At 66.9% G+C, this 23,319-nt stretch carries 17 protein-coding genes; 9 read left to right on the forward strand and 8 right to left on the reverse strand.

Annotated features, from left to right (window positions below):
• Positions 1-408: 408 nt before the first annotated feature.
• Together Q1X76_RS06740 and larB are read right to left on the reverse strand one after the other, a co-directional pair.
• A complete protein-coding gene (locus tag Q1X76_RS06740) occupies positions 409-798 on the reverse strand; it encodes a type III secretion system chaperone (RefSeq protein ID WP_300718859.1) in 390 nt (129 codons plus the stop codon).
• Positions 799-1,254: 456 nt separating this feature from the next.
• Complete coding sequence (gene larB, locus Q1X76_RS06745) at positions 1,255-2,031, reverse strand: nickel pincer cofactor biosynthesis protein LarB (protein WP_300718860.1); 777 nt, start codon at positions 2,029-2,031, stop codon at positions 1,255-1,257.
• Positions 2,032-2,182: 151 nt separating this feature from the next.
• Here larB and Q1X76_RS06750 point away from each other — a divergent pair, with 151 nt between their 5' ends.
• The 4 genes from Q1X76_RS06750 to Q1X76_RS06765 all read left to right on the forward strand — a co-directional run bounded on the left by Q1X76_RS06750 (position 2,183) and on the right by Q1X76_RS06765 (position 11,384).
• Entirely contained in the window at positions 2,183-4,135 is a 1,953-nt protein-coding gene (locus Q1X76_RS06750; RefSeq protein WP_300718861.1) for a SurA N-terminal domain-containing protein, read from the forward strand.
• A gap of 748 nt (positions 4,136-4,883) precedes the next feature.
• Positions 4,884-6,710, forward strand: a complete 1,827-nt coding sequence (glmS, locus tag Q1X76_RS06755; protein WP_300718862.1) for a glutamine--fructose-6-phosphate transaminase (isomerizing) — start codon at positions 4,884-4,886, stop codon at positions 6,708-6,710.
• A gap of 593 nt (positions 6,711-7,303) precedes the next feature.
• Positions 7,304-9,607: a hydratase gene (locus Q1X76_RS06760; protein ID WP_300718863.1), complete on the forward strand. Its 2,304-nt coding sequence runs from the start codon at positions 7,304-7,306 to the stop codon at positions 9,605-9,607.
• A gap of 712 nt (positions 9,608-10,319) precedes the next feature.
• On the forward strand, positions 10,320-11,384 hold the full coding sequence (locus Q1X76_RS06765) for a hypothetical protein (protein ID WP_300718864.1): 1,065 nt from the start codon (positions 10,320-10,322) through the stop codon (positions 11,382-11,384).
• A gap of 92 nt (positions 11,385-11,476) precedes the next feature.
• Here Q1X76_RS06765 and gap read toward each other — a convergent pair whose 3' ends face one another.
• The 3 genes from gap to surE all read right to left on the reverse strand — a co-directional run bounded on the left by gap (position 11,477) and on the right by surE (position 14,497).
• Positions 11,477-12,478: a type I glyceraldehyde-3-phosphate dehydrogenase gene (gene gap, locus Q1X76_RS06770; RefSeq protein WP_300718865.1), complete on the reverse strand. Its 1,002-nt coding sequence runs from the start codon at positions 12,476-12,478 to the stop codon at positions 11,477-11,479.
• A 70-nt stretch (positions 12,479-12,548) separates the two neighbouring features.
• A complete protein-coding gene (fba, locus tag Q1X76_RS06775; protein WP_300718866.1) occupies positions 12,549-13,475 on the reverse strand; it encodes a class II fructose-1,6-bisphosphate aldolase in 927 nt (308 codons plus the stop codon).
• A 263-nt stretch (positions 13,476-13,738) separates the two neighbouring features.
• On the reverse strand, positions 13,739-14,497 hold the full coding sequence (gene surE, locus Q1X76_RS06780; protein WP_300718867.1) for a 5'/3'-nucleotidase SurE: 759 nt from the start codon (positions 14,495-14,497) through the stop codon (positions 13,739-13,741).
• Positions 14,498-14,613: 116 nt separating this feature from the next.
• On the opposite strand from surE, the gene Q1X76_RS06785 reads away from it, so the two are divergent.
• From Q1X76_RS06785 to Q1X76_RS06805, 5 genes are all read left to right on the forward strand, one after another.
• Positions 14,614-15,648, forward strand: coding sequence for an HD domain-containing protein (locus Q1X76_RS06785; RefSeq protein WP_300718868.1), 1,035 nt, complete (start codon positions 14,614-14,616; stop codon positions 15,646-15,648).
• Positions 15,649-15,655: 7 nt separating this feature from the next.
• Entirely contained in the window at positions 15,656-16,309 is a 654-nt protein-coding gene (gene tmk, locus Q1X76_RS06790; protein ID WP_300718869.1) for a dTMP kinase, read from the forward strand.
• A gap of 38 nt (positions 16,310-16,347) precedes the next feature.
• Positions 16,348-16,692, forward strand: a complete 345-nt coding sequence (locus tag Q1X76_RS06795) for a hypothetical protein (protein ID WP_300718870.1) — start codon at positions 16,348-16,350, stop codon at positions 16,690-16,692.
• On the forward strand, positions 16,685-18,013 hold the full coding sequence (locus tag Q1X76_RS06800; RefSeq protein ID WP_300718871.1) for a histone deacetylase: 1,329 nt from the start codon (positions 16,685-16,687) through the stop codon (positions 18,011-18,013). The genes Q1X76_RS06795 and Q1X76_RS06800 overlap by 8 nt, the downstream gene beginning before the upstream one ends.
• A 172-nt stretch (positions 18,014-18,185) precedes the next feature.
• The gene (locus Q1X76_RS06805) at positions 18,186-18,596 is read left to right on the forward strand and encodes a YDG/SRA domain-containing protein (protein ID WP_300718872.1); all 411 of its coding nucleotides are present in this window, start codon (positions 18,186-18,188) and stop codon (positions 18,594-18,596) included.
• A gap of 184 nt (positions 18,597-18,780) precedes the next feature.
• Here Q1X76_RS06805 and Q1X76_RS06810 read toward each other — a convergent pair whose 3' ends face one another.
• The 3 genes from Q1X76_RS06810 to glp all read right to left on the reverse strand — a co-directional run bounded on the left by Q1X76_RS06810 (position 18,781) and on the right by glp (position 23,176).
• A complete protein-coding gene (locus Q1X76_RS06810; protein WP_300718873.1) occupies positions 18,781-19,221 on the reverse strand; it encodes a YqaA family protein in 441 nt (146 codons plus the stop codon).
• A gap of 456 nt (positions 19,222-19,677) precedes the next feature.
• Positions 19,678-21,630, reverse strand: coding sequence for a molybdopterin biosynthesis protein (locus Q1X76_RS06815; protein WP_300718874.1), 1,953 nt, complete (start codon positions 21,628-21,630; stop codon positions 19,678-19,680).
• 265 nt (positions 21,631-21,895) lie between these two features.
• Positions 21,896-23,176 (reverse strand): gephyrin-like molybdotransferase Glp, encoded by a 1,281-nt coding sequence (gene glp / locus Q1X76_RS06820; protein ID WP_300718875.1) that lies wholly within the window; start codon positions 23,174-23,176, stop codon positions 21,896-21,898.
• Between the last annotated feature and the right edge of the window lie 143 nt (positions 23,177-23,319).

Below are 23,319 nucleotides of genomic sequence, written 5' to 3' on the forward strand. Positions count from 1 at the left end.
CTCCGCTCCGGGCCGGGCACGGGCCAGGCGGTCCTGCGGCGTGCGCATCCCGCGTGCCCGTGGCGGCGCGGCGTGCGGCCGCTCCCCCGGGCAGTCCCCGGCTGCTCCATCAGCCGTTCCCGATCTGTTCCCGGTCCGTTTTCTATCCGTTTTTTGTCCGCTTTCTGTCCGGCGCCGGAAGACGGCCGTCTGTCGCTCGTCCCGCGCTTGGAGCCCTCCCGCAGTACGGGCGTTTTTCCCTGACCGCAGGATGACGGAGCGCCATCCGGCAGCGCCGTGGAGAGCCTGAGGGGCGCGGGGGAAGATCGGGGAAATGGCCCCTGGGGGCCACGGACAGGTCCTGGGGCGTGTGGATACTGTCCACAGTTTTGGGAAGGGAAAGCCCTCAAAACGTCATGGGTCCCGGGCCTAGCGGACCTTTTGTACCTCGTCGGCCCAGAAGGCCAGGACATCCAGGAAATCCTCCAGCGCGGTGAAGAGCGTGGTCTCCCCGGCTCCGGCCAGTGCCACACGCATGAAGGCCATGATATCGTCCCCGTCCAGACCGAACAGGCTCTGGCCGCTCTCCCGGCCCAGACAATGGGCCCGCATCAGCCGCAACAGCAGTTGCCGGCCCGGTTCCCCGGCCGGTAGCGGGCCCAGACGGCTGTAGAGGTAGATGGCGTCCCCGTCGTCCGTGATCTCAAGATCCACGATGAAACGGCCGTCGAAACGCAGACGGCACAGGCCGTCGCCGTTGAAGGCCAGGCGCATGCCTGTCTGCCGCGAGAGGGCGTCCAGCAGCTCGTGTGCGGTCATGGTCTGCTCCTGTCGTTGACGTCTGCGGGACAGGCGGCCCGCCCGGTGCGTCCGTCCCCTGATCAAAATGGCTTATGCATCCACCGTGCCGTATCCTCCCGGCAGGGCGGGGAGGCCCGCCGCCAGGTCTGCCCCGGGGCTTTTTCGTCCGTGGAGCCGTCCATGACCCTGTTCGGGGGCCGTCTGGAAGGCTGCCGGGGCGGCCATTCGGAAGGCCATCCAGACGGCCGGCCGGGAAGCCGTACGGGGATCGGCCGGGCCCGCGGGAGAGGGCGGGAAAAGCCAAAGCCGGGCACAGCCGCCAACGCCGTTGGCATGTGGCCAGAATGTCCCGACCGGGAGGTCCCGCTGGGCCTGGCATGTGCTGCCGTGGGGCAAGGTGTGGGCGTATCAGTCTATTTATGTATGTAAAACAATAGGTTGTCTATTTTCTGCACATGGTTGCGCAACGCGCCGTCAGGCGTGGCGCAGCAGCTTGGCTGCGAAAGCAGCGGCTCCGAAGCCGTTGTCGATATTGAGCACGGCCAGGCCGGGCACGCAGGAACAGAGCATGCCGTGCAGGGCGGCCATGCCGCCGGCGCCCACGCCGTAGCCCACCGAGGTGGGCACGGCCAGCACCGGGCAGGGCACCAGTCCGGCCAGGACGCCGGGCAGGGCGCCTTCCATGCCCGCCACGGCGATGATGAGGCGGGCGGCGCGCAGATCGCGGATATGCGGGGCGAGGCGGTGCAGACCGGCCACGCCCACGTCGGTGAGGAAGCCGCAGTCATGGCCCCAGAAGCGCAGCGCGCCGTAGGCTTCCGCGCCCACGGGGATGTCGGCGGCCCCGGCCGTGACCACCATGATCTCGCCCCTCCCGGGCCAGGGCGGGCCCAGCTCGGGCAGTTCCCCGCCTTCGTTGCCCAGGCAGAACAGGCGGCATTGCGGCCACCAGCGCCCGGCGGGGAACCGGGCCAGCAAAAGCTGCCCCTGGGCTTCCGAGGCCCGGCTGACCAGGACGGGCGCGCCGCGCCGGCTGAGGCCGCTCACGGCTGCCACGAGCGCGCCGTCGGTCTTGCCCTGGGCAAAGACCACTTCGCCCAGCCCGGTGCGCAGGGCGCGTTCGTGATCCAGATGCAGGCCCTGCAGGCTGTCGGCCGCAGCGGCGTCCCCCAGGTGGCGCAGGGCCTGTTCCGGCGGGATGTCCCCCCGGGCCACGGCCTGCAGCAGAGTTGCGATAGCTGTTTGATCCATCGTTCCGGTATAGGGCAAAGCGCACGGCTTGTCAGCAGCCGGGCCGGAGACGTTTTGCGCCCCTTCTTGAGTTTCTGCCCGAATGCATCTATGGTTGTCCGTTGCCCGGCGTACAGCGGGCAATAAATTCCGTGTTTTTTTCGGAGTGCCCATGCTTGATTATATCCGTTCCAATGCCCAGTCCTTCGGCGTCAAGGTCGCCTTTGCCATCATCATCCTCGTCTTCATGTTCTGGGGCGTCGGCAGCCTGACTGACGGCGGTTCCAGCAATGTGGTGGCCAAGGTCAACGGCGAGCCCGTCACGGCCCAGCAGTTCGAGCAGGCCTACCAGCGGGCCGCGGAATACGCCATGCGCAACGACCCCTCCCTGACCCGCGAGGCCCTGGTGCAGCAGAAACTGGGCCGTCAGGTGCTCAACGAGCTCATCAGCGCCCAGCTGATCCGGCAGGAGGCCGCCCGGGTGGGCCTGAGCGTGAGTCCCCAGGAAATGCATCATGTGGTCTCGCAGATGCCCGTGTTCCAGGACGCCCAGGGCAAGTTCGATCCCGAAGCCTACAAGCGTACCATCGAGGCCCAGCGCATGAGCGTGGCCGAATACGAACAGGGCCTGGCCGACAGCATCCTGCGCGACAAGGTGCTGCGCACCGTGGCCGGCAGCGCCTGGGCCGCCGGTAACGAGGCCCGCCAGTATTATGATTTCCTGACCCAGCAGCGCACGGTGGAATACCTCTACCTGCCCGCCGCGGACTTTGTCGCCGCCGTGAAGCCCGGCGAGGAAGAGATCAGCGCCTGGTACGAGAGCCACAAGGCCGAGCTGGCCAGCCAGCCCCGTGTGGAAGTGGAATATGTGGCCGTGTCGCCCGAGACCCTGGTGCGTCCCGAAAGCGTGAGCGCCGAAGCCGCCCGCCAGTGGTACGAGGCCAACAGCCAGCGTTTCCGCCAGCCCGAACAGGTCAGGGTGGCCCACATCCTGGTGCCCCTGGCGGAAAACGCCTCCGGGGCGGACGTGGAGCAGGCCATGGAAAAGGCCGCCCGCCTGCGCGCCGAGGCGGAACAGGGCGATTTCGCCGCCGTGGCCAATGCCAACAACGGCCCCCGGGCCGCCGGCCCCGGCGGGGAAGTGGGCTGGATCCAGCGCGGCCAGACCGTGAAGCCCTTTGAGGAAGCGGCCTGGGCCCTGCAGCCCGGCCAGCTCTCCCAGCCCGTGCGCAGCCAGTTCGGCGTGCATGTCATCAAGATGGAAGAACGCAAGGACGCCGCCGTGCAGCCCTTTGCCGAGGTGGAAGGCGAAGTGCGTGCCACCCTGGCCAAGCAGGAAGGCGTGGAAAAGATCAATGACGTGCTGGATACCCTGATCGGCGACAACATCAACAACCGTCCCCTGCAGGAAAGCGCGGCCCGTGCCGGCAGCTACAAGGATGCCGACGGCACGGAACAGCCCCTGCTCAAGGCCGAACGCAGCGGTCTGGTGGGCCAGACCGAGCTGCAGGAGCTGCTGGGCATCAGCGAGGAGATGGCGGCCAGCCTGATGAAGGCTCCGGCCAATTCGCCCGTGGATACGGCCCTTGAGGCCGGCGACCGTTACCTGGTGGTGCGCGTGCTGGCTTCCGAACCTTCCACCACGCCCAGTCTGGAACAGGCCCGTGACAGGGTCCTGGCCTCGCTGGTGGCGGAAAAGGCCCTGCAGGCCGCCCTGGAAAAGGCCGCGGCCATCCGCAAGGCCATGACCGACGGCCAGCTGCCCGCCGCGGACGCCGCCCGTGTGCAGAGCGCCAGCCTGACCCGCGATGGCGCTCTGGCTTCCTTCGTGCCCAATCCGGCCATGAACCAGGTCATCTTCCGCGCCAGGCCGCAGACCTGGATCGACCAGGCCTTCAGCGTCTGCGAACAGGCCGACAGCAGCAAGTGCGGCGCCCTGCTCTGCCGCGTGACCGCCGTGGAACAGCCCAAGGCCGACGGCTGGGCCGGCATGGAAGGCCTGCTCACCGAGCTGGTGCAGCGCAAGCGCGTGGAAGGCATGTACCAGACCTTCATGCGCATGCTGGAACAGAAGGCCAAGATCGAGGTCTACAACAGCCGCGTGCTGGAAAGCGCCGGCATCTAGGAAGGATATCTGCCGGAGAGGAAAGCCTTTTGCTAACGGCCAAAAGGTGTTTCCCCGGCCCCCTCCTCCTTCAAAACCCGCTCATCAGAGGCTGCCCGCAAGGGCAGCCTCTTTTCTGTCATGGTGTTGCCGGGCGTGTCCCCGAAAGCACGGGACAACGTACGTCATTAGTTATGTGGTGAGTATGCTGAACGGCGTGCCCCCGAAGGCACGGGACAAGGGCTACCGGCGAAAGGATGATCTTTATCCTGCGGGAGCAAAACACCGGGGCAGGCGGCACACGCCGGGCGGGCAAGCGCGTTTTTTTTCAGGGATGCAGGGCAGGTGGCTGTTTGCCCGGCGTCCCCTCCTGACGCTACTTGCCGGGCCGGGACTTTACTGACAGAATAGCCCTTCCCTGCGGCGATTTCCCCTGATTTTGCGGGCGCCGTCCGTCCCCGGAGCGGGGATTGCCCTGTGGGGCAAAACAGCATATGAGCGTTTTTTGGCAGGATGGGGGGGAGCCTGGGGGCTTTTCCCGCCCAAGACGACCGGAGGCGGCCCCTCCATGGCCGCGCCCGGCGCGACCGGGGCGTTGGCCGTTGCGGCGCGGCAGGCCCGGGCACAGACAGCCCGGCGGCGCGAGAGCCTCCGCGCTGCCGCTGCGGGCAACGGCTCAAGGCAGCACGGTTCAAGGCCGCAGGGACGGGGCTTCCCTTCCCCCTCAGCGAGGTCCCCCCCGCCATCCCTTAGCGCATAGGAGGTCACCATGTGTGGCATTATCGGATATGCCGGGCACCGTCCGGCGGTGCCTGTGGTCATCGAAGGCCTGCGGCGTCTGGAATACCGCGGCTATGATTCCGCGGGCGTCGCCTGCGTGCAGCGCGGCGAGCTGCAGATCACCCGCGCCCAGGGCAAGCTGGCCGCCCTTGAGGAAAAACTGGCGCAAGCGCCCGTTTCGCTGGCCACCTGCGCCATGGGCCACACCCGCTGGGCCACGCACGGCGTGCCCGCCGAGCGCAACGCCCACCCCCATGCCGCCAATGACGGCCGTCTGGCCATCGTGCACAACGGCATCATCGAGAATTATCAGGAACTGAAGGAAGAGCTGCTGGGCAAGGGCTATGTTTTCCGCTCCGAGACCGATACCGAGGTGCTGGCCAACCTCATCGCCGACTGCCACAAGCAGGAACCGGATCTGCTCAAGGCCTTTGCCGCCGCCCTGCGCCGGGCCCACGGCGCCTACGCCGTCTGCCTGATGAGCAAGGACCATCCCGGCGACATCTGGGCCGCGCGCATGTCCGCACCGCTGATCTTCGGCATCGGCACGGGCGAGCATTTCGTGGCGTCGGACATCCCGGCCTTCCTGCCCTACACCCGCACCGTGGTCTTTCTGGAAGACGGCGAGATCGTGCATGCCACGGCCTCGTCCTACGAGATCCTGCGCCTGGCCGATCTGGCGCCGGTGCGGCATCAGCCCCAGACCATCCAGTGGGACATGCAGGCCGCCCAGAAGGGCGGCTACCGCCACTTCATGCTCAAGGAGATCTTCGAGCAGCCCCAGGTGGTGGTGGACGGCCTGAGCGGCCGTCTCAACGCGGCCCGGGATACCGTGCTCCTGCCCGAGCTGGACGCCCTGCCCGTGCCGCGCCGCCTGCATATCGTGGCCTGCGGCACGTCTTACCATTCCGGCCTCTGGGCGCGGCATCTCATCGAGCCCTGGGCCCGTGTGCCGGTACAGCTGGAGATCGCCTCCGAGTTCCGCTACCGCGAGAGCCTGCCCCTGGACAAGGACGACATGGTGCTGGTCATCAGCCAGAGCGGCGAGACCGCCGATACCCTGGCCGCCCTGCGCATCGCCCGCGAGCGCGGCGTGCCGGTGCTGGGCCTGTGCAATGTGGTGGGCTCGTCCATCGCCCGCGAATCCTCGGCGGTCATGTACACCCAAGCCGGGCCCGAGATCAGCGTGGCCTCCACCAAGGCCATGTGCAGCCAGATGCTGATGCTGGCCCTGGTGGCCCTGTACTGGGGCGGTCGCCAGGGCATCATGGACGCGGCGGCCCGTGCCGCGCAGATCGCCCGGCTGGAAGCCCTGCCCGCCATGCTGGAGGCGGCCCTGCCCGCCATGCACGAAAAGGCCCGCGAGCTGTCCCGCCGTTACGCCCGGGCCCGCAATTTCTTCTATCTGGGTCGCGGGCACTGCTATCCGCTGGCCCTGGAAGGCGCGCTCAAGCTCAAGGAACTGTCCTACATCCACGCCGAAGGCTATGCTGCCGGCGAGATGAAGCACGGCCCCATCGCCCTCATCGACCCCGGCTTCCCCACCTTCGCCCTGGCCCTGGACGACGCCCTCTTCCCCAAGGTCAAGTCCAATATCGTGGAAGTGCAGGCCCGTCAGGGCAAGGTCATCGCCCTGACCAATGCGGGCATGGACCTGGCCGTGGACGATGTGTGGGAGATCCCCGCCCTGCCCGCGCCCCTGGCCGGTTTCATGGCCCTGCCCGCCCTGCAGCTGTTCAGCTACGAGATGGCCGACTATCTGGGCAAGGACGTGGACCAGCCCCGCAACCTGGCCAAGAGCGTGACCGTGGAATAGGCCGCAACGCCCTTCCCCATGATGCATCAGAAAGGACGCCGTGAGGCGTCCTTTCTTCGTCTGGCGGATACGGCGCGCCGGGGAAAGGAAGGGGGGCCTGAGGGGAAAGCCCTCTCGCACTGGGCGTATCAGCATAACCTTTGCGATCTATTTCAAATAAATAAAGGACATCGTCTGTGCATGCCCGCTGCATGCTCCCGCACGCATCTGAAAACGTACGCTGGGGAAAGGGTGGGAGCTTGGCGGAAGGGGCTTCTCGTGCAGGCAGCGACCGGATGGCGGCCGTAAGGCCGTGCCCGTTGCGACGGAGGAAGCTACGGGCATCGACAGCAGAGCGCGACCGGATGGCGGCCGTAAGGCCGTGCCCGTTGCGACGGAAGAAGCTGCGGGCATCGACAGCAGGGATGAAGGGCCTCCCTTAAAAGCACAGCGCCTCCAATGGCATTGCCAAAGCATTTTGGCCTGTGGCATAGTGTCAGGTGCCAGATTTCACGCCCGCCGCATGTTCCATTGCCCCGTCGCCGTGGACGGGGAAAGGCCGGGCCTGCCTTTCATCGCCATCACGGCACAGCACAGACTACGCAGGAAGCAAGATGATTCAACTGAGCGACAAACCGGTCATTGTGCAGGGCAACACCCTGATGGAACAGGAAGAAGCCGCGGCGCGCGGCATCGACTGCGCCGCCGCCCGTCAACAGACCCTGGCCTGGCGTATCCTGGCCGCCCACAACACGGCCTCCGGCGACGACCCCACCCTGCGTCTGCGCTTCGACGCCCTGGCCTCGCACGACATCACCTATGTGGGCATCATCCAGACGGCCCGCGCCAGCGGTCTGGAACGCTTCCCCATGCCCTACGCGCTCACCAACTGCCACAACAGCCTCTGCGCCGTGGGCGGCACCATCAACGAGGACGACCATCTTTTCGGCCTGACCGCGGCCCGCAAGTACGGCGGCATCTTCGTGCCGCCCCATCTGGCGGTCATCCACCAGTACGCCCGCGAGATGATGGCCGGTTGCGGCAAGATGATCCTGGGTTCCGACAGTCACACCCGCTACGGCGCCCTGGGCACCATGGCCGTGGGCGAAGGCGGCCCCGAGCTGGTCAAGCAGCTGCTGGGCAAGACCTATGACGTGGCCCGCCCCGAAGTGGTGCTGGTCTGGCTGGAGAACGCCCCCCGGCCCGGCGTGGGCCCGCAGGACATCGCCATCGCCCTCATCGGCGCGGTGTTCAAGAACGGCTTTGTCAAGAACCGGGTGCTGGAGTTCGCCGGTCCCGGGGTGGCGGGCCTGTCCGTGGAATACCGCTGCGGTATCGACGTCATGACCACCGAGACCACCTGCCTGTCCTCCATCTGGACCACGGACGGCAAGGTGCGCGATTATCTGGCCATGCACGGCCGCGCCGGCGATTATGCCGAGCTGCGCCATGACCAGCCCGCCTGCTTCGACCGCTGCATCCGCATCGACCTGTCCACCATCGAACCCATGATGGCCCTGCCCTTCCATCCCAGCAACGCCTACCCGGTGGCCGAAGTGGTGCGCCATGCCGACGAGCTCTTCGCCGCTGTGGAGGCCGAGGCCCTCAAGCAGTTCGGCAAGGCCGGCGAAGGCCTGAAGCTGCGCGCCAAGATCCGCGACGGCGGCGTGTGGGTGGATCAGGGCATCATCGCCGGCTGCGCGGGCGGTTCCTTCGAGAACTGCTGTATGGCGGCCTCCATCCTGGACGGCAAGAGCACCGGCTGCGGCGAGTTCTCGCTTTCCGTCTACCCCGCCAGCGAGCCCCAGGCCATCGCCCTGGTGCGCAACGGCGCTGCCGCCAAACTCATGGCTGCCGGCGCGGTCATCAAAAACGCCTTCTGCGGTCCCTGCTTCGGCGCGGGCGACACCCCGGCCCACGGTGCGCTCTCCATCCGCCATTCCACCCGCAACTTCCCCAATCGCGAAGGCTCCAAGCCCGGCAACGGCCAGATCTCGGCCGTGGCCCTCATGGACGCCCGTTCCATCGCCGCCACCGCCGCCAACGGCGGCCGCCTGACCCCGGCCACGGAACTGGACTGGGACAAGCTGGCCGTGGACACCGCCTATACCTTCGACGCCGGCATCTACCAGCGCCGCGTCTACAACGGCTTCGGCAAGGCCGATGCCGCCGCGGAACTCAAGCGCGGCCCCAACATCGCCGACTGGCCGTCCATGAGCCCCCTGCCGGAAAACCTGGTCCTGCCGGTGGCCTCGGTCATCACCGACCCCGTGACCACCACCGACGAGCTCATCCCCTCGGGCGAGACCTCGTCCCTGCGCTCCAATCCGCTCAAGCTCTCCGAGTTCACCCTCTCGCGCAAGGACCCCGCCTATGTGGGCCATGCCAAGGACGTGCAGGCGCTGGAAAAGGCCCGTCTGGCCGATCCCGCCGATCCGGCCCTGCTGGCGAAGCTGGAAGGCATGCTGGCGCCGCTCAAGGCCGCGCAGCCTGAGGTCTATGCTGCGGTGCTGGGCGCGGGCCTCAAGGACACCGGCATCGGCTCCACCATCTTCGCCCTCAAGCCCGGCGACGGCTCCGCCCGCGAACAGGCGGCCTCCTGCCAGAAGGTGCTGGGCGGCTGGGCCAATGTGGCCGCCGAATACGCCACCAAGCGCTACCGTTCCAACCTCATCAACTGGGGCATGCTGCCCCTGCTGGGCGATGCCGCCCTGGCCCGGAAGCTCTGCGTGGGCGACTGCCTGGTCCTGCCCGGCATCCGCAGCGCCGTGGCACAGGACGCCGCCGGCATCACCGGCTGGCTGGTGCCCGCCAGGGGCGCTGTGGAGGCCGTGGAACTGCGCCTGGGCGATCTGACCGCCGACGAACGCCAGATTATTCTGGACGGCTGCCTCATCAACTTCTACAACCACAACTAGCGCTGCGGTATGTGACCGCCGCGCCGCCATCTGGAAAGGGGCCTCACCGGGAGGCCCCTTTTTCCGTTCATGGCAGGGCTGCGGGCTCCGGCCCGGTGCGCGTCTGCCGGGCGTGCGACAGCGTCAGGGCCATGAGGAAGGACGCCCGCGAACAGCGTGGGCAGGGAAGCCTGACGGCGCTGTGCGCAGGGCGGCAAGCGCATGGTCGGCACAGCGGAAATAAAATCCGCATTGGCGGCGCTGTTCACGGGGAGGCAAGGCTGCCGGGGATGCCCGGAGAAGGGACTGCCTGCCGGGGGATGGCGACCTCCGCCCGCGCAACGGTACGCCCTGTCCGCAAGGCTCCCCTCCCCCGTCACTTTCCCCATCCCTCCCGGCATGCGTCAGCGGAGAAGATGACGCAGGCGGGCCCCTCCCCGGCCGTCCGCTGCCTGCCGGTCCCCGCTCAGGCGGCGACCAGGGCGGTCCGTGTCGCCGCATGCTGTTTTTTTCTGGCGGAGCGTTGCGTTCCACAAGCTGGAAGGTCTGCGGGCCAGACTTGTCCTGCCGCCGGGACGCTGCCCCTGTTTGCCCTTCCATCACATATGCCAACACGGACAGGGAAAGCCTCCCGGCGGCACCTGCGGCTGCCCGGCCTGACAGCCGCCACGGCGGGCGCTTTCTTGCGAGACGGAGAGCGCCCGCCGTATATTAGGCGGCAAGGAGGCAAGGCATGACATACAAAGAGGCCCGGCTGGCACATCATCTGAAACATTTTGCCCGCCTGTTCGAGGATGATCCCGGCGGAGGGAAGTTCAATGGACAGCCGCGTCCGTTCGTTTTGCAGGAGGCTGAGAAAAATATCTGGGCACCGATCAGGGAAAACGTACTGCTCTACTTCAATGGTCATTGGCCGGAAGCGGACGGCAAGATCAGCTTCTGGCGTTCCGGCGGAGAAAAGCTGGTGGGCGGACATGTCTGCCGCCTGCCTACCGGCCATGTCCTGTCTTCACAGGTCGCCTGCATCAATCATCTTTTTCCGCTCTGCCGTGACAAGGGGGCCGCTACCATGCTGCTGCGCGGTCTTCGATCCGATATTGAGGAGGCTCTGCCGGTGGATATTCACGCCCGCGGGCTGTTTGTGGAGTTTGAGGTGGTCGGCGGCGGGAGCTATCTGAATGAAGAAAGCAGGAGCGGCCAGCTGATGCGCGGTATGCAGGCTACGTCCGTGGATGCAGTCATGAAAGGGAGGGACAGTCAGGGCAATATCCGCCTTTTTCTCATCGAATGGAAATATACGGAGAAATATGGGGGCAAAAAGCGGTCTCACGGACACCTTGAGAGCCGGCTCTGGCGCTACAGAAGCTTCTTTACCCGCGATAGCAGCCCATTCACCTTCTGTAATAGTGACAGGGATTCGAAATTTTTTCAGGAATTGCTGACAGAACCTTATTACCAGCTCATGCGGCAGACCCTGCTGGGCTGGAGGATGATACAGGACCCCCAGCATAATGGAGATGCGACGTGTTTTACGCATCTCATGGTCATTCCACGCGGCAATACGGTACTCAGGTCACGCAGCGCGTCCATCGCGGACAGGGGCGGCTCCCTTGAAGATGAGTGGAATGCGCTGGTGCGGGAGCCTGCACTTTTTCCTGCTTCCGAGGAGTTGTTGCGTCCTCTGGCGGGGTTGGAAAAATATGCCCCGCTGCTGCAGTACCTTGCCTTGCGTTACTGGCGGGAGGACGCCGTTTCGACCGAGAACCCCGAAGATGCCGGAGATCGGAAAACGGACTGACTGGCAGGACAGGTCTGCAATACGCAGCTGCATGGCAAAAAAAGACGGCCCCTTGCGGGGCCGTCCGTGGTCGTCGCGGGGCGCTGCCCGGCTTAGAGGCTGGCGGCCACCTTGCGCAGCAGGCGCATGAGCTGGTTGGTGAAGCCGGCTTCGTTGTCGTACCAGATGATGAGCTTGGCCATGGTGCCGTCCATGACCTGGGTGGACAGGGCGTCGATGACGCCGCCGTAGGTGCTGGCCTTGAAGTCGATGGAGACCAGCGGTTCCTCGCAGTAGCCCATGTTGTCGTGCAGGGGGCCGTCATGGGCGGCCTTGAGGGCGGCGTTGATCTCCTCGGCGGTGGCGGGCTTTTCCAGCTCGCAGGTCAGGTCCACCAGCGAGATGTCGGGCGTGGGCACGCGCACGGCCATGCCGTCCAGCTTGCCCTTCAGTTCCGGGACCACCAGGGCCAGGGCCTTGGCCGCGCCGGTGGAGGTGGGGATCATGGACACACAGGCGGCGCGGGCGCGGCGCAGGTCCTTGTGGGAGCCGTCCAGGATGCGCTGGCTCATGGTGTAGGAGTGGATGGTGGTCATCAGGCCGTGGCGGATGCCGAAGGCGTCATGGAGCACCTTGGCGGCCGGGGCCAGGCAGTTGGTGGTACACGAGGCGGCCGAGATCACCGTATGGGCGGCGGCATCGTAGACGCTGTCGTTGACGCCCATGACGATGGTGGCGTCGGCTTCCTTGCAGGGGGCCGAGACCACGACCTTTTTGGCGCCGCATTGCAGGTGCAGGGCGGCGTCTTCGCGTTTTTTCAGGGTGCCGGTGGTCTCCACGGCCAGGTCGATGCCCAGGCGTTTCCATTCCCACTCGCCGGTCTTGCAGCGGGTGACCTCGATATGGCGGCCGTTGACGATGATGCCCTTGTCGTCATGGCCGACAGTGCCGGTGAACGGACCGTAGACCGAGTCGTATTTGAACAGATGGGCCAGTGAAGCGTTGTCGGCACGGGCATTGATGGCGGTGATGCGGATGTCTTCCGAATCCGCCAGCAGACGCAGCAGATAGCGACCGATGCGGCCAAAGCCGTTCATCCCCAAAGATACGGACATGTTGCGCTCCTTCACACGAGAAAGATGGAAAGCGCCGCCTCCCCGGCGGAAGCGGCGCGGAAAAACAGGTCTAGGCCTTGCCGGAAGACCCCATGACGTTGCGGATCTTGTGGGCCACCATATCCTTCACGGCCTGCCGCGCCGGCTTCAGGTAGGCGCGGGGGTCGAAGGCCTCGGGATGTTCCACCATGTACTGGCGGATGCAGGCCGTCACGGCCAGGCGGATGTCGGTATCCACATTGATCTTGCACACGCCCATGCCGGCGGCCTTGCGCAGCATGTCTTCCGGCACGCCGCGGGCGCCGCCCACCTGGCCGCCGTACTTGTTGCAGGCTTCCACGAATTCCTGGGGCACGCTGGAGGCGCCGTGCAGCACCAGCGGATAGCCGGGCAGGCGTTTGCCGATCTCGTCCAGGCGCTCGAAGTCCAGTTTGGCCTCGCCCTTGAACTTGTAGGCCCCGTGGCTGGTGCCGATGGCCACGGCCAGGGAGTCGCAGCCCGTGCGCTCCACAAAGTCCACGGCCTGGTCCGGGTCGGTGTAGACATGCTCGGCGCTGCTCACATGTTCTTCCACACCGGCCAGCTTGCCCAGCTCGGCTTCCACCCAGATGCCGCGCGGGTGGGCGTATTCCACCACCTGCCTGGTCAGGGCGATGTTTTCTTCATAGGGCAGGTGCGAGCCGTCGATCATCACGGAGGTGAAGCCCCCGTCGATGCAGTCGCGGCACAGCTCGAAGCTGGAACCATGGTCCAGATGCACCACCACGGGCACGGACGGGTCTTCGGCCAGGGCGGCCTCCACCAGCTTCATGAGGTATTTCTGCCCGGCATAGCTGCGCGCGCCCGAAGAGACCTGGAGGATCACGGGGGATTTTTCCTCCGAAGCGGCCTGCATGATGCCCTGCACGATTTCCATGTTGTTGACATTGAACGCGCCCACAGCATACCGGCCCGCATAGGCGGCGGCGAACATTTCCTTAGGCCCGATAAGCGGCATGGATTCCTCCTGCACCACGTGCGTTACGCAACGGCGCACAGCGCGCCGGTGTGAATGGATGGAAAGACGGGCGGGGAAAGGCCCCGCCCGGACGGCCTCTCTGTTGCCGCTGGCCGCCGGACGATCCCGGCACGCAGGCCGGGCATCCAGCCGTCTGACAGCCAGAACAAAGCAATTCATCATACAAAAAAACGCCCCAAAGGGGAATGACTTTGGGGCGGTCGGGGCAAAATTCATGAAATGTGCGGCGCCGGCGGCCGCGCTCACGCAAGCAGCATGTCCTCCAGGTTGCGCAGGCTTTCATGGTCCGTGAACTCGAAGCGCAGGGGCGTCACCGTGATGTAGCCGCGGTTGAGCAGGTCCTTGTCCGAACCGGCGTTGATGGTGTGCGGCGGGATCTCGCCTTCCAGCCACCAGTAGGGCTCGCCGCGCGGGTCCTTGCGCTCGGCATAGGCGTTCTTCCACACGGCGCTGGTCTGGGGGCAGATGCGCAGGCCCTTGGCCTCAGCCAGCGGGCCGCGGGGATAGTTGACGTTGATGACGCGGCGGGGGGGCACCTTCTTCCAGTCGATGCGCGCGGCCAGCTCCACGGCGTGGCGGGCGATGGCGTCCATGTCCGGGCAGCCGCCGGCGGCGTCGCAGGAAAGGGCCATGCTGGGCAGGTCTTCATGGGCCGCCTCGGTGGCCGCGCCCACGGTGCCAGAATACAGGATGTCCGGGCCCACGTTGCTGCCCGCGTTGATGCCCGAGATGACCATGTCGGGCCGCTTTTTCAGCAGGTTGCCCAGGGCCAGCTTCACGCAGTCCGTGGGGGTGCCGTACAGGCCCAGACCTTCGAAGTCGGCCTCCTCGATTTTGTGGGCGCGCAGGGGGTCGAAAAAGGTCAGGGAATGGCCCACGCCGGACTGTTCGTGCATGGGCGCCACCACATGCACGCTATGCCCGGCTTCGCGCAGGGCCCGGTACATGGCACGCAGGCCCTCGGCCCGGATGCCGTCGTCGTTGGTCAGGAGCACTCGCATTTGACAATACCTCGGAAACAAGGGAATCTTTACGGATAAGCGGGCCTTCACTGGCCCGCGTGGATACCCGGCAGAAAATACAGGACAGGCGGTCATCGGCCGCAAGATCAGGATATATGCAAAAAGGCATCTTCGTCAAAGACATGGCGGCCCCCCAGGAAGCGGAAGGGGTCTTCGTCATCACCCTGGCCGTGCAGGGCAGCTCGCGCAACGGCCCTTACTGGCGGCTGGTGCTGGCCGACGCCAGCGGCAGCGTGGAGACCAAGATCTGGTCCCCCCTGAGCGCCTCCTTCCCCGCCCTGCATGCGGGCTCCTTCTTCTACGCCCGCGGCCGGGTGAGCACCTTCCGCGAGCAGCTCCAGTTCACGGTGGAGGAAGGCCGCCAGCTTTCGCCGGACGAAAGCGCCGCCCTGCCCCTGGCCGATTTCATGCCCGCCAGCCCCTACCCCCTGGACGCCATGCTGGACGAGCTCCTTGCCCTGGCGCGCGAGGAGTTCCGCCACAAGCCCTGGCGCAAGCTGGTGGACGGCGTGTTCAAAGACGGGGAGCTGCGCGAGGCCTTCCGCACCAGCCCGGCGGCCAAGGGCGTGCATCACGCCTACGCGGGCGGCCTGCTGGAACATACCCTGGGCGTCTTCAAGCTCTGCCGCCGCCTGGCCGACCAGTACCCCGAGCTGGACCGCCAGACCCTGCTGGCCGGGGCGCTGTTCCACGATCTCGGCAAGATCCGCGAATTTTCCGGCGGCATCGCCAACGACTACACCGACGAGGGCCGCCTGCTGGGCCATCTGGAGATGGGCGTGGAGATGCTGGCCCCCCATCTGGAGAAGTCGGGCCTGGAGCCCGGGCTGCAGCGCCACCTCAAGCACCTGATCCTGAGCCATCACGGCACCCTGGAATTCGGCGCCGTGCGCGTGCCCCAGACGGCGGAGGCCCTGATGCTGCATTATGCCGACAATATCGACGCCAAGATGGCCCAGTGCCGCGGCCTGTTCGCCCAGCTGGCCGAAGGCGAGAGCTGGACGCCCTACCAGTCCACCCTGGGCCGGGCCATGTACCGTTGCCCGCGCACGCCGGAAGAAGACAAGACGGAACAGCGATCCCGCAATGCCAAAAAAACGTCCGGGGAAAGAATGCTCTCCCTGCTGTGAGGCTGCCATGTTCATTACTTTTGAAGGCATAGAAGGCTCCGGCAAGACCACGGCCCAGCAGCTGCTGGCCCAGGAACTGGAGCAGCGCGGCCACGACGTGCTGCTGACGCGCGAACCCGGCGGCTGCGGCCTGGGCCGCGCCCTGCGGCCCATCCTGCTGGACGCCCGCAATTCCGGCCTGTGCAACCGGGCCGAGCTCTACCTCTTTCTGGCCGACCGGGCCCAGCATGTGGCCGAGATCGTGCGCCCGGCCCTGGAGGCCGGCCAGATCGTCATCTGCGACCGCTACACCGATTCCACCCTGGCCTATCAGGGCTACGGCCGCGGCCGCGACCCCGACCGTCTGCGCCGCGCCAACGACCTGGCCACCGGCGGCCTGCAGCCGGACCTGACCCTGCTCTGCGACCTGCCCGTGGCCCTGGGCCTGGAGCGCGCGGGCCTGCGCAACCGGCGCGAGGGCACCATCCTTTCCGAAGGACGCTTCGACGGCGAGAGCCTCAACTTCCACGAGCGCGTGCGTCAGGGCTATCTGGCGCTGGCCGCGGAAGAGCCCGAGCGCATCGCCCTCATCGACGCCTCGCAGACGCCCGAGGATGTGGTGCTGCAATGCCTCTCCGCCGTGGAGCGGCATCTGGGACAGCGCGGCAGCGGGCTGGAATAGATCATCCGGGCTGGACAGCCCCCTGAAAGGATACTGCCATGAGCGAACTCTATACCGTCACCGCCGGGGAAGGCCGCCTGCGCTTCCTGCCCCGCAGCGACGCGGCCCTGGAACAGGCCGTGCAGGACAAAGCCCCCCTGCCCGGCTGCGAATTCGTTTCCCGTCTGGGCGATCCCGGGCTGCTGCACGGCGTGGTCTTCCGCCATATGGACCGGCCCGGCGGTGTCTTCGTGCTGGAAGATGCCGGCGGCCTGCTCTTCGCGGCTGTGGCCGAGACCAACCTGGCCTATGCCCTGGCCCTGGGCCATCTGGGCAGGATGATCTCCTATGCGCGTTACGGCGCCGACATTTTTGCCGAAAACATGCTGGACGACGATGACTGAGCCCCTGAGAGCCCGCAACCGTCTGGGCGTGGTCTTCTTCCCCGCCTTTGACTGGGCCATCTCCGCCACCCACCCCGAACGCGAGGAGCGCCTGCTCTATACCCGCGACCAGCTGGCGGAAGAAGGCCTGTTCGATATCCCGGGCATCACCGAATACCGCCCGGAACTGGCCTGCAACGCCCAGGTGGAGCGCGTGCACTTCTGTCTGCCCTCCACCAATGCCGTGGTCACCGACTCGCACCGGGCCTCGGCCGGCGGGGCCATCACGGCCGCCCGCCTGGTCATGGAGAAGAAGGAGGACAAGGCCTTCGCCCTGGTGCGGCCCCCCGGACACCACGCCATGCGCGTGGCCCACGGCAACCGCGGCTTCTGCAACATCAACAACGAAGCCGTGATGGTGGAGTACATCCGCGACCACTACCCGCATCCCTCGGGCCGCCCCCTGCGCATCGCCATCGTGGACACGGACGTGCATCACGGCGACGGCAGCCAGGACATATTCTGGAACGATCCCCACACCCTGTTCATCTCCCTGCACCAGGACGGCCGCACCCTCTACCCGGGCACGGGCTTCCCGCAGGAATGCGGCGGGCCGGGCGCGCTGGGCCGCACCATCAACATCCCCCTGCCGCCCGAGACCTCGGACGCGGGCTACCTTTACGCCATCGAGCACGCCGTGCTGCCCATGCTGGCGGACTTCAAGCCTGATCTGGTCATCAATTCCGCCGGGCAGGACAACCATTTCACCGATCCGCTGGCCAACATGAAGCTCTCGGCCCAGGGCTACGCGGCCCTCAACCGCGCCCTCGCCCCGGACATCGCCGTGCTGGAAGGCGGCTACGCCATCCGCGGCGCCCTGCCCTACGTCAACCTGGGCATCTGCCTGGCCCTGGCCGGGCTGGACGCGGGCGACATCCGCGAACCGCAGTGGCGGCCCGAGAGTACCCGCCAGCAGCAGAAGATCAGCGACTACATCGCCCGCCTTTGCGACGGCCTGCTGGAGCTGTACCACGACCCGCCGTCCGTGCCGCAGGAAGGCGCGGAAGAGAACGGCTGGTGGACGCGGCGCAAGCATATCTTCTATGACACGGACATGCTGCGCGAGAGCCAGCGCGAAAGCTGGCGCCTGTGCCCGGACTGCTCCGGCCTGGGCTGCTTCGAGACCAGCTCCGAGCGCGTGGCCCGCTCCCTGTGCCTGCTCATCCCCCGCCACGCCTGCGCCCGCTGCCGCGCCGAGGCCGAGGCCCGCGCCGCCGGAGCCCGCAAAAGCGGCCGTTACGCCCATGTGCTGGTCCTGGACGGGGATGCCGTGCTGAAATAGGTCGCGTGATTCATGCTCACTGCCGGACGCTGGCCGGTGAAGATATTGAGGGGGCGGGGGAACTTTTCCTGGCGGAAAAAAGTTCCCCCCGCCCCCTCAAGCTCCCCCACCCCTTCAAAAACCGCTTATAGGGGGATTCCTTGGGATGTTATTCTGGGATGAAGGAGAAGCCATGAAGATTGATGACGTAACCATCGGTATGGAAATCAATAACGATACCCTTTGTGAGATTTTTGGATGCTCACCTCAAGGGGGAATGCGCTACTCGAAGCGTACCAATACGCTCGTGCTGGTTTCGAATCGTGTGACATCGACCTATAGCGATGACTGGGATGGGGATACGCTTTTGTACACTGGGATGGGACAAAAGGGCGACCAGAGCTTGACGTTTGCGCAAAACAAAAGATTGGCAGAATCGAATAGCAATGGCGTAACCGTACACCTTTTTGAAGTGCATCAGCGTAAAGTCTATACCTATTGCGGGGTGGTGAAGCTGGTGAAAGCCCCCTATCCGTCCGTGCAGGAGGACGCGCGAGGGGAAAAGCGCAACGTCTATATTTTCCCCCTGAAACGTATTGCCTGACTGGCAACCAGGGCTGCAGGAAAAAGGACGCCTTCGGGCGTCCTTTTGACGTTGGGGAGCGCTCTGCCGGGCATTGGCAGAAGGCTCGAAGACGTTTGCCAACGGGCTTTCGCGCAAGGGGGCGGTCCGCCGGATACCGGCGGGCACGGCAACAACGCCTTGCGTCCGGCTGTGCTTCGCACCGTCACCACAGCGACAAGGCCACGCCGGCCACCACCAGATAGCGCCCCAGCTTGGCCAGCACCACCAAAAGCAGGAAGGGGGCCAGGGGCTCGCGCAGGGTGCCGGCCACCAGGGTCAGGGGGTCGCCGATGACGGGCATCCAGCTGCAGAGCAGGGTCCAGCGGCCGTAGCGGCGGTACCAGCCCTCGGCCTTGCGCAGGGACTCCGGCGAGAAGGGAAACCAGCGGCGGTCCCGGAAGCGCGTGAGACAGCGCCCCAGCCACCAGTTGACGGCCGAGCCCGCGCTGTTGCCCAGGGTGGCCACGGCGATGAGGGCCCAGGCCGGTTCGCCGCTCTGCACCAGCAGGGTGGCCAGCAGCAGTTCCGATTGCGCGGGCAAGAGGGTGGCCGCCACCAGGGCGGTGAGGAACAGGCCGCCGTACAGGGCCAGCAAAGTCAGCATCCACGGCCTCCTGCAGGCTGCCAGAAGAAGATCGCGCTCCCTGCCTGTCAGGGAGGCAGGGACGAGGGGACACGACCGCCCATCCCGTCATGTCATCCGACAGGGCGACAGGGGAAAGGAACCGGGACGAGAGAGACACGGCAGCCGGTACGGGCCCTATGGAAGCCATGCCGCTTTCAGGCCTGCGCTGTCCGGCCGGGCAATGGCCTCCGGCCGCCACGGCCCGCATGCGTCCCGGCTCCCGGGGTGGCGCCTTTCAGGCTCTGGCGGCCACATGACGTCCGGCTCGTCCACCACCATCCTCCCTGCCCGATCCTCCCTGTTCCAGAGCATACAGGCATCCCCCGTACCGTTTGCTTCAATGAAACGCGCCGGGGAAAAGGGAGCTTGAGGGGGAAAGCCCTCTCGCGTCAGCAGAGGACTTTCCTCCTCAAAAAAACGCCTGTCGCCCTTCCCCTAGCGGCCGTCGTATTCCCAGATGACCTGACCGGTCTTCTCCACGCCGTAGCCGCCCAGGGCGGCCACTTCCTTGCGGAAGGCTTCGGAGCGGATGACGTCCAGCAGGGCGAGGATGCGTTCGTCTTCGGCGTAGCGCTGCGGGATGACCAGATCGTATTCCTCCACGCCCACGGGCACGAAGTCCAGGCCCAGGGCGCAGGCGGCGGCGCGCACGGCCAGGCCCGTGTCGGCGCGGCCGGAGAGCACGGCGGCGGCCACGTTCATGTGCGTGTATTCCTCGTCCTCATAGCCGGCCAGCTGCTGCGGCCGGATGCCCAGCCGCTTCAGACGGTAATCCAGCAGCACGCGGGTGCCGCTGCCACGCTGGCGGTTGATGAAGCGCACGTCCTCGCGGGCCAGGTCGGCGATGTCATGGATGCCCAGCGGGTTGCCGGGTGCCACGATGAGGCCCTGTTCGCGGTCCACCAGACGCACCAGCAGCATGGGCTCGCCCTGCAGATTGTCGCGCAGGGCCTGTCGGTTGTAGACGCCGTCGGCATCGTTGAGCAGGTGGCTGCCCGCCAGATGGCACTGGTGGCGTTTCAGGGCCATGAGCCCGCCCAGCGAGCCCACATGGGCCGAGGCCAGGCGGAAGCGCGGATGCTCGCGGCGCAGGAAGCTGTCGATGAGGTCCAGGGTATTGTCGTGGCTGCCGATGGCCAGCAGGGTGCCTTCCACCTGCTGGCGGGGCCGCAGCAGTTCCACCTGCACGGGCTCGTCACGGCCGATGCCCTCGCAGTCGCGGGCCACGCTGATGATGCCGTCGGCGCGGCTCAGGCTGGTGACGGTGCCCGCGCCGCGCGGCAGGGGCACGGCGAAGAAGGTGTCGTCCACCCGGCCCAGCTTGACGCGGATGCGTTCTTCCATGCCGGGGCGGGAGGGCAGGGGATTGACGGGCAGGGCGGTGACCGTTTCCCGGCGGGAGAGGCAGCGCTTCTGCAGCAGGGCCAGCAGGGGCTGGACGAATTCCTCCAGAGCCACGATGGCCGAGACGGGGTAGCCCGGCGAGCCGATGACGGGCACGCCGCGCACCAGGCCCAGGGCCGTGGGCTTGCCGGGCATGACGGCCACGCCGTGGGTCAGCAGCTCGCCCTTGCTGGCGATGACGTCGGCGGAATAGTCGTGGCTGCCCGCCGAGGAACCGGCGTTGAGCAGCACCAGATCCGCGCCCTGGTCGATGGCGGCGTCGATGGCGGCGCCGATGGCATCGGGATCGTCGGGCACGATGGGCAGGGTGAAGGCCTCGCCCCCGGCCTCCTGCACGATGGCCGAGAAGATGTAGGAGTTGAACTCCGGCAGGCAGCGGCCCGCGCAGAGGTCCTCCTCGCGGGCCTCGGTGAGGGGCACGATCTCGCTGCCGCTGGGGATGATGCCCACGCGGGGCTTTTTGAAGACCAGCGGTTCCAGCACGCCGCCGGCGGCCAGAGCGCCCAGCTCGTAGGGGCCGATGCAGACGCCGGGCGGCAGGATGATCTCGGAAGCCACCATGTCCTCGCCCAGCTTGCGCACATGCTGCCAGGGGAAGGCGGCCTTTTCGATGACCACATGCTGCCCGTCGGGCTCGGTATTGACGTTCTCCACCATGATGACGGCATTGGTGCCCGCGGGCAGGGGATGGCCGGTGTTGATCCAGAAGGCCTCCGTGCCCACGCCCAGGCGCAGGGGCCGCCGGGTGGAGGCGGTGAAGGTGGCCTCGGCATTGACGGCGATGCCGTCCATGGCCGCGCCGTGGAAGGCCGGGGAGGAACGGCGCGCGGCCACGGGCTCGGCCAGCACGCGGTGTAGGGCCGCCGACAGGGGCACGCGCTCCGTGCCCGGCTCGCGGCCCCCGGCGCTGATGCGCTCCAGCCAGCCCTGACGGGCGGCCTCCACGGTCTGCAAGGTCAGATAGGTATGACGTTCGCGTTTCATGAATATCTCCCAATAGCTCGAACGGAGGCCGGAAGGGCTCCCCGCCGCATGACCGGAACATGCGATCGCATGTTCTCCGGTGTCGGCATGACGTATTTTGTCCGTTCCTGTTCTGGAACGGGGGCGCCGTCATTTTAAAAATGACGGCTTTGCAGGCCGGTCAGTCCCTTTTATGACGCGCATTGGGGAAAGATGGGGCACGGGGGGCAGGGCCCTTTTTTGCGCTGGTAAAAGAGGGTTCCTTTCCACCGAAAAGATCCTGGATCTACGCCAGCAGCTCCACGCGCACCACTTCCCCGGCATTGAGGCCCTCGCGGTTCTCGGGGCAGATGACGAGGCCGTCGGCCTCCACCAGACCGGAGACCACGCCGGAGGGCTTCATGAGCGGCCGGGCCAGCCAGTCCACGTCGGAGCAGTCCAGGTCCCGGGGCAGCCAGGCGGCCTCGCGGGCCGCGTCGCCGGCGGGCAGGAGCCTGACGCAGATGTAGTCGCGGCGGCCCTGGGCCGAAGCCACGGCACGGGTCAGGCGGGCGGTGACGGAGGGGACGTGCCCGTCTCCGGCGCTGCCCTGCAGATGCTCCAGCAGGGGCACGAGGAAGGCGCGGGCGCAGACCAGGGCGCTGCTCACATGGCCGGGCAGGCCCATGAGGCATTTGCCGCCGCTGCGGGCCAGGATGAAGGGCTTGCCGGGGCTGATGGCCACGCCGTGGGTCAGCAGCCGGCTGCCGGGCACGGAGGTGAAGACGTCCACGGTATGGTCGCGCATGCCGGCGGAGGAGCCGCCGGAGACCACCACCACGTCGGCTCCGTCCAGGGCGGACAGCACGCTGCGGCGCAGGGCCGCGGCATCGTCGCGCACCAGACCGGCCAGCGTCGGGCTGGCTCCTGCGCCGCGGCAGAGGGCGGCGAGGCTATAGGAATTGACGTCGCGCACCTGACCGGGCCGGGGCTCGCTTTGGATGGGCACCACCTCGTCGCCGGTGGAGATGACGGCCACCCGGGGCGCGCGGCGCACGGCCACTTCCCGCTGCCCGAAGGAGGCCAGCAGGCCGATCTCCTGCGGGCGCAGCTTGCGGCCCGCGGGGATGATGCAGTCGCCCGCGGCGGCGTCCTCGTCGTGCATGACCACATGGTCGCCGGGGGCCTGGGTGCGGGTCAGCTCCACTAGAGCGCCCCCGGCGGGGCGGGAATATTCCACCATGACCACGCAATCCGCGCCTTCGGGCAGCATGCCGCCCGTGAGGATGCGCGCGCACTGGCCGGGCTGCAGGCTGAAGTCCGGCACGCCGCCCATGGGACAGTCGCCCACGCATTCCAGCAGGGCGGGCGAGCCTTCCTGCGCGCCGAAAACGTCGCGGGCGCGCACGGCGAAACCGTCCACCGTGGAGCGGTCGAAACCGGGCAGGTCGGCGGGCGCGTGCAGGGCCCCGGCCAGACGGCGGCCCAGGGCCGCCTCCAGCGGCACGGTCTCCGCGGGCAGGACGGGCAGGGCGCGCAGATGGCCCAGCACGGTCTCCACGGATTGCAGGGTCAGAAAGTTCTTCATGGACATCTCCTTGTCCGCCGGTACTGCTGGCCGGACGGCAGGCCAGCATACCTCCAATGCCCGCCGGGTGCAAAGCCTCTGCCGCCGGTGCGGAGGCGCAGACGGCAGCCGTCCCGCGGGGCGCGGCGCACGGGAGCGGCAGG

It is taken from the genome of uncultured Desulfovibrio sp. (assembly GCF_949282365.1).
GTDB lineage: Bacteria > Desulfobacterota > Desulfovibrionia > Desulfovibrionales > Desulfovibrionaceae > Desulfovibrio.

Bases quoted from the DNA above. Each gene is read 5' to 3' on its own strand.
- Q1X76_RS06800 (WP_300718871.1), top strand. From the start codon at position 16,685: ATGACTGAGCCCCTGAGAGCCCGCAACCGTCTGGGCGTGGTCTTCTTC.
- gap (WP_300718865.1), bottom strand. From the start codon at position 12,478: ATGTCCGTATCTTTGGGGATGAACGGCTTTGGCCGCATCGGTCGCTAT.
- glmS (WP_300718862.1), top strand. From the start codon at position 4,884: ATGTGTGGCATTATCGGATATGCCGGGCACCGTCCGGCGGTGCCTGTG.
- Q1X76_RS06765 (WP_300718864.1), top strand. From the start codon at position 10,320: ATGACATACAAAGAGGCCCGGCTGGCACATCATCTGAAACATTTTGCC.
- Q1X76_RS06795 (WP_300718870.1), top strand. From the start codon at position 16,348: ATGAGCGAACTCTATACCGTCACCGCCGGGGAAGGCCGCCTGCGCTTC.
- Q1X76_RS06740 (WP_300718859.1), bottom strand. From the start codon at position 798: ATGACCGCACACGAGCTGCTGGACGCCCTCTCGCGGCAGACAGGCATG.
- Q1X76_RS06810 (WP_300718873.1), bottom strand. From the start codon at position 19,221: ATGCTGACTTTGCTGGCCCTGTACGGCGGCCTGTTCCTCACCGCCCTG.
- Q1X76_RS06750 (WP_300718861.1), top strand. From the start codon at position 2,183: ATGCTTGATTATATCCGTTCCAATGCCCAGTCCTTCGGCGTCAAGGTC.
- Q1X76_RS06815 (WP_300718874.1), bottom strand. From the start codon at position 21,630: ATGAAACGCGAACGTCATACCTATCTGACCTTGCAGACCGTGGAGGCC.
- fba (WP_300718866.1), bottom strand. From the start codon at position 13,475: ATGCCGCTTATCGGGCCTAAGGAAATGTTCGCCGCCGCCTATGCGGGC.
- larB (WP_300718860.1), bottom strand. From the start codon at position 2,031: ATGGATCAAACAGCTATCGCAACTCTGCTGCAGGCCGTGGCCCGGGGG.
- Q1X76_RS06805 (WP_300718872.1), top strand. From the start codon at position 18,186: ATGAAGATTGATGACGTAACCATCGGTATGGAAATCAATAACGATACC.
- Q1X76_RS06785 (WP_300718868.1), top strand. From the start codon at position 14,614: ATGCAAAAAGGCATCTTCGTCAAAGACATGGCGGCCCCCCAGGAAGCG.
- Q1X76_RS06760 (WP_300718863.1), top strand. From the start codon at position 7,304: ATGATTCAACTGAGCGACAAACCGGTCATTGTGCAGGGCAACACCCTG.
- surE (WP_300718867.1), bottom strand. From the start codon at position 14,497: ATGCGAGTGCTCCTGACCAACGACGACGGCATCCGGGCCGAGGGCCTG.
- tmk (WP_300718869.1), top strand. From the start codon at position 15,656: ATGTTCATTACTTTTGAAGGCATAGAAGGCTCCGGCAAGACCACGGCC.
- glp (WP_300718875.1), bottom strand. From the start codon at position 23,176: ATGAAGAACTTTCTGACCCTGCAATCCGTGGAGACCGTGCTGGGCCAT.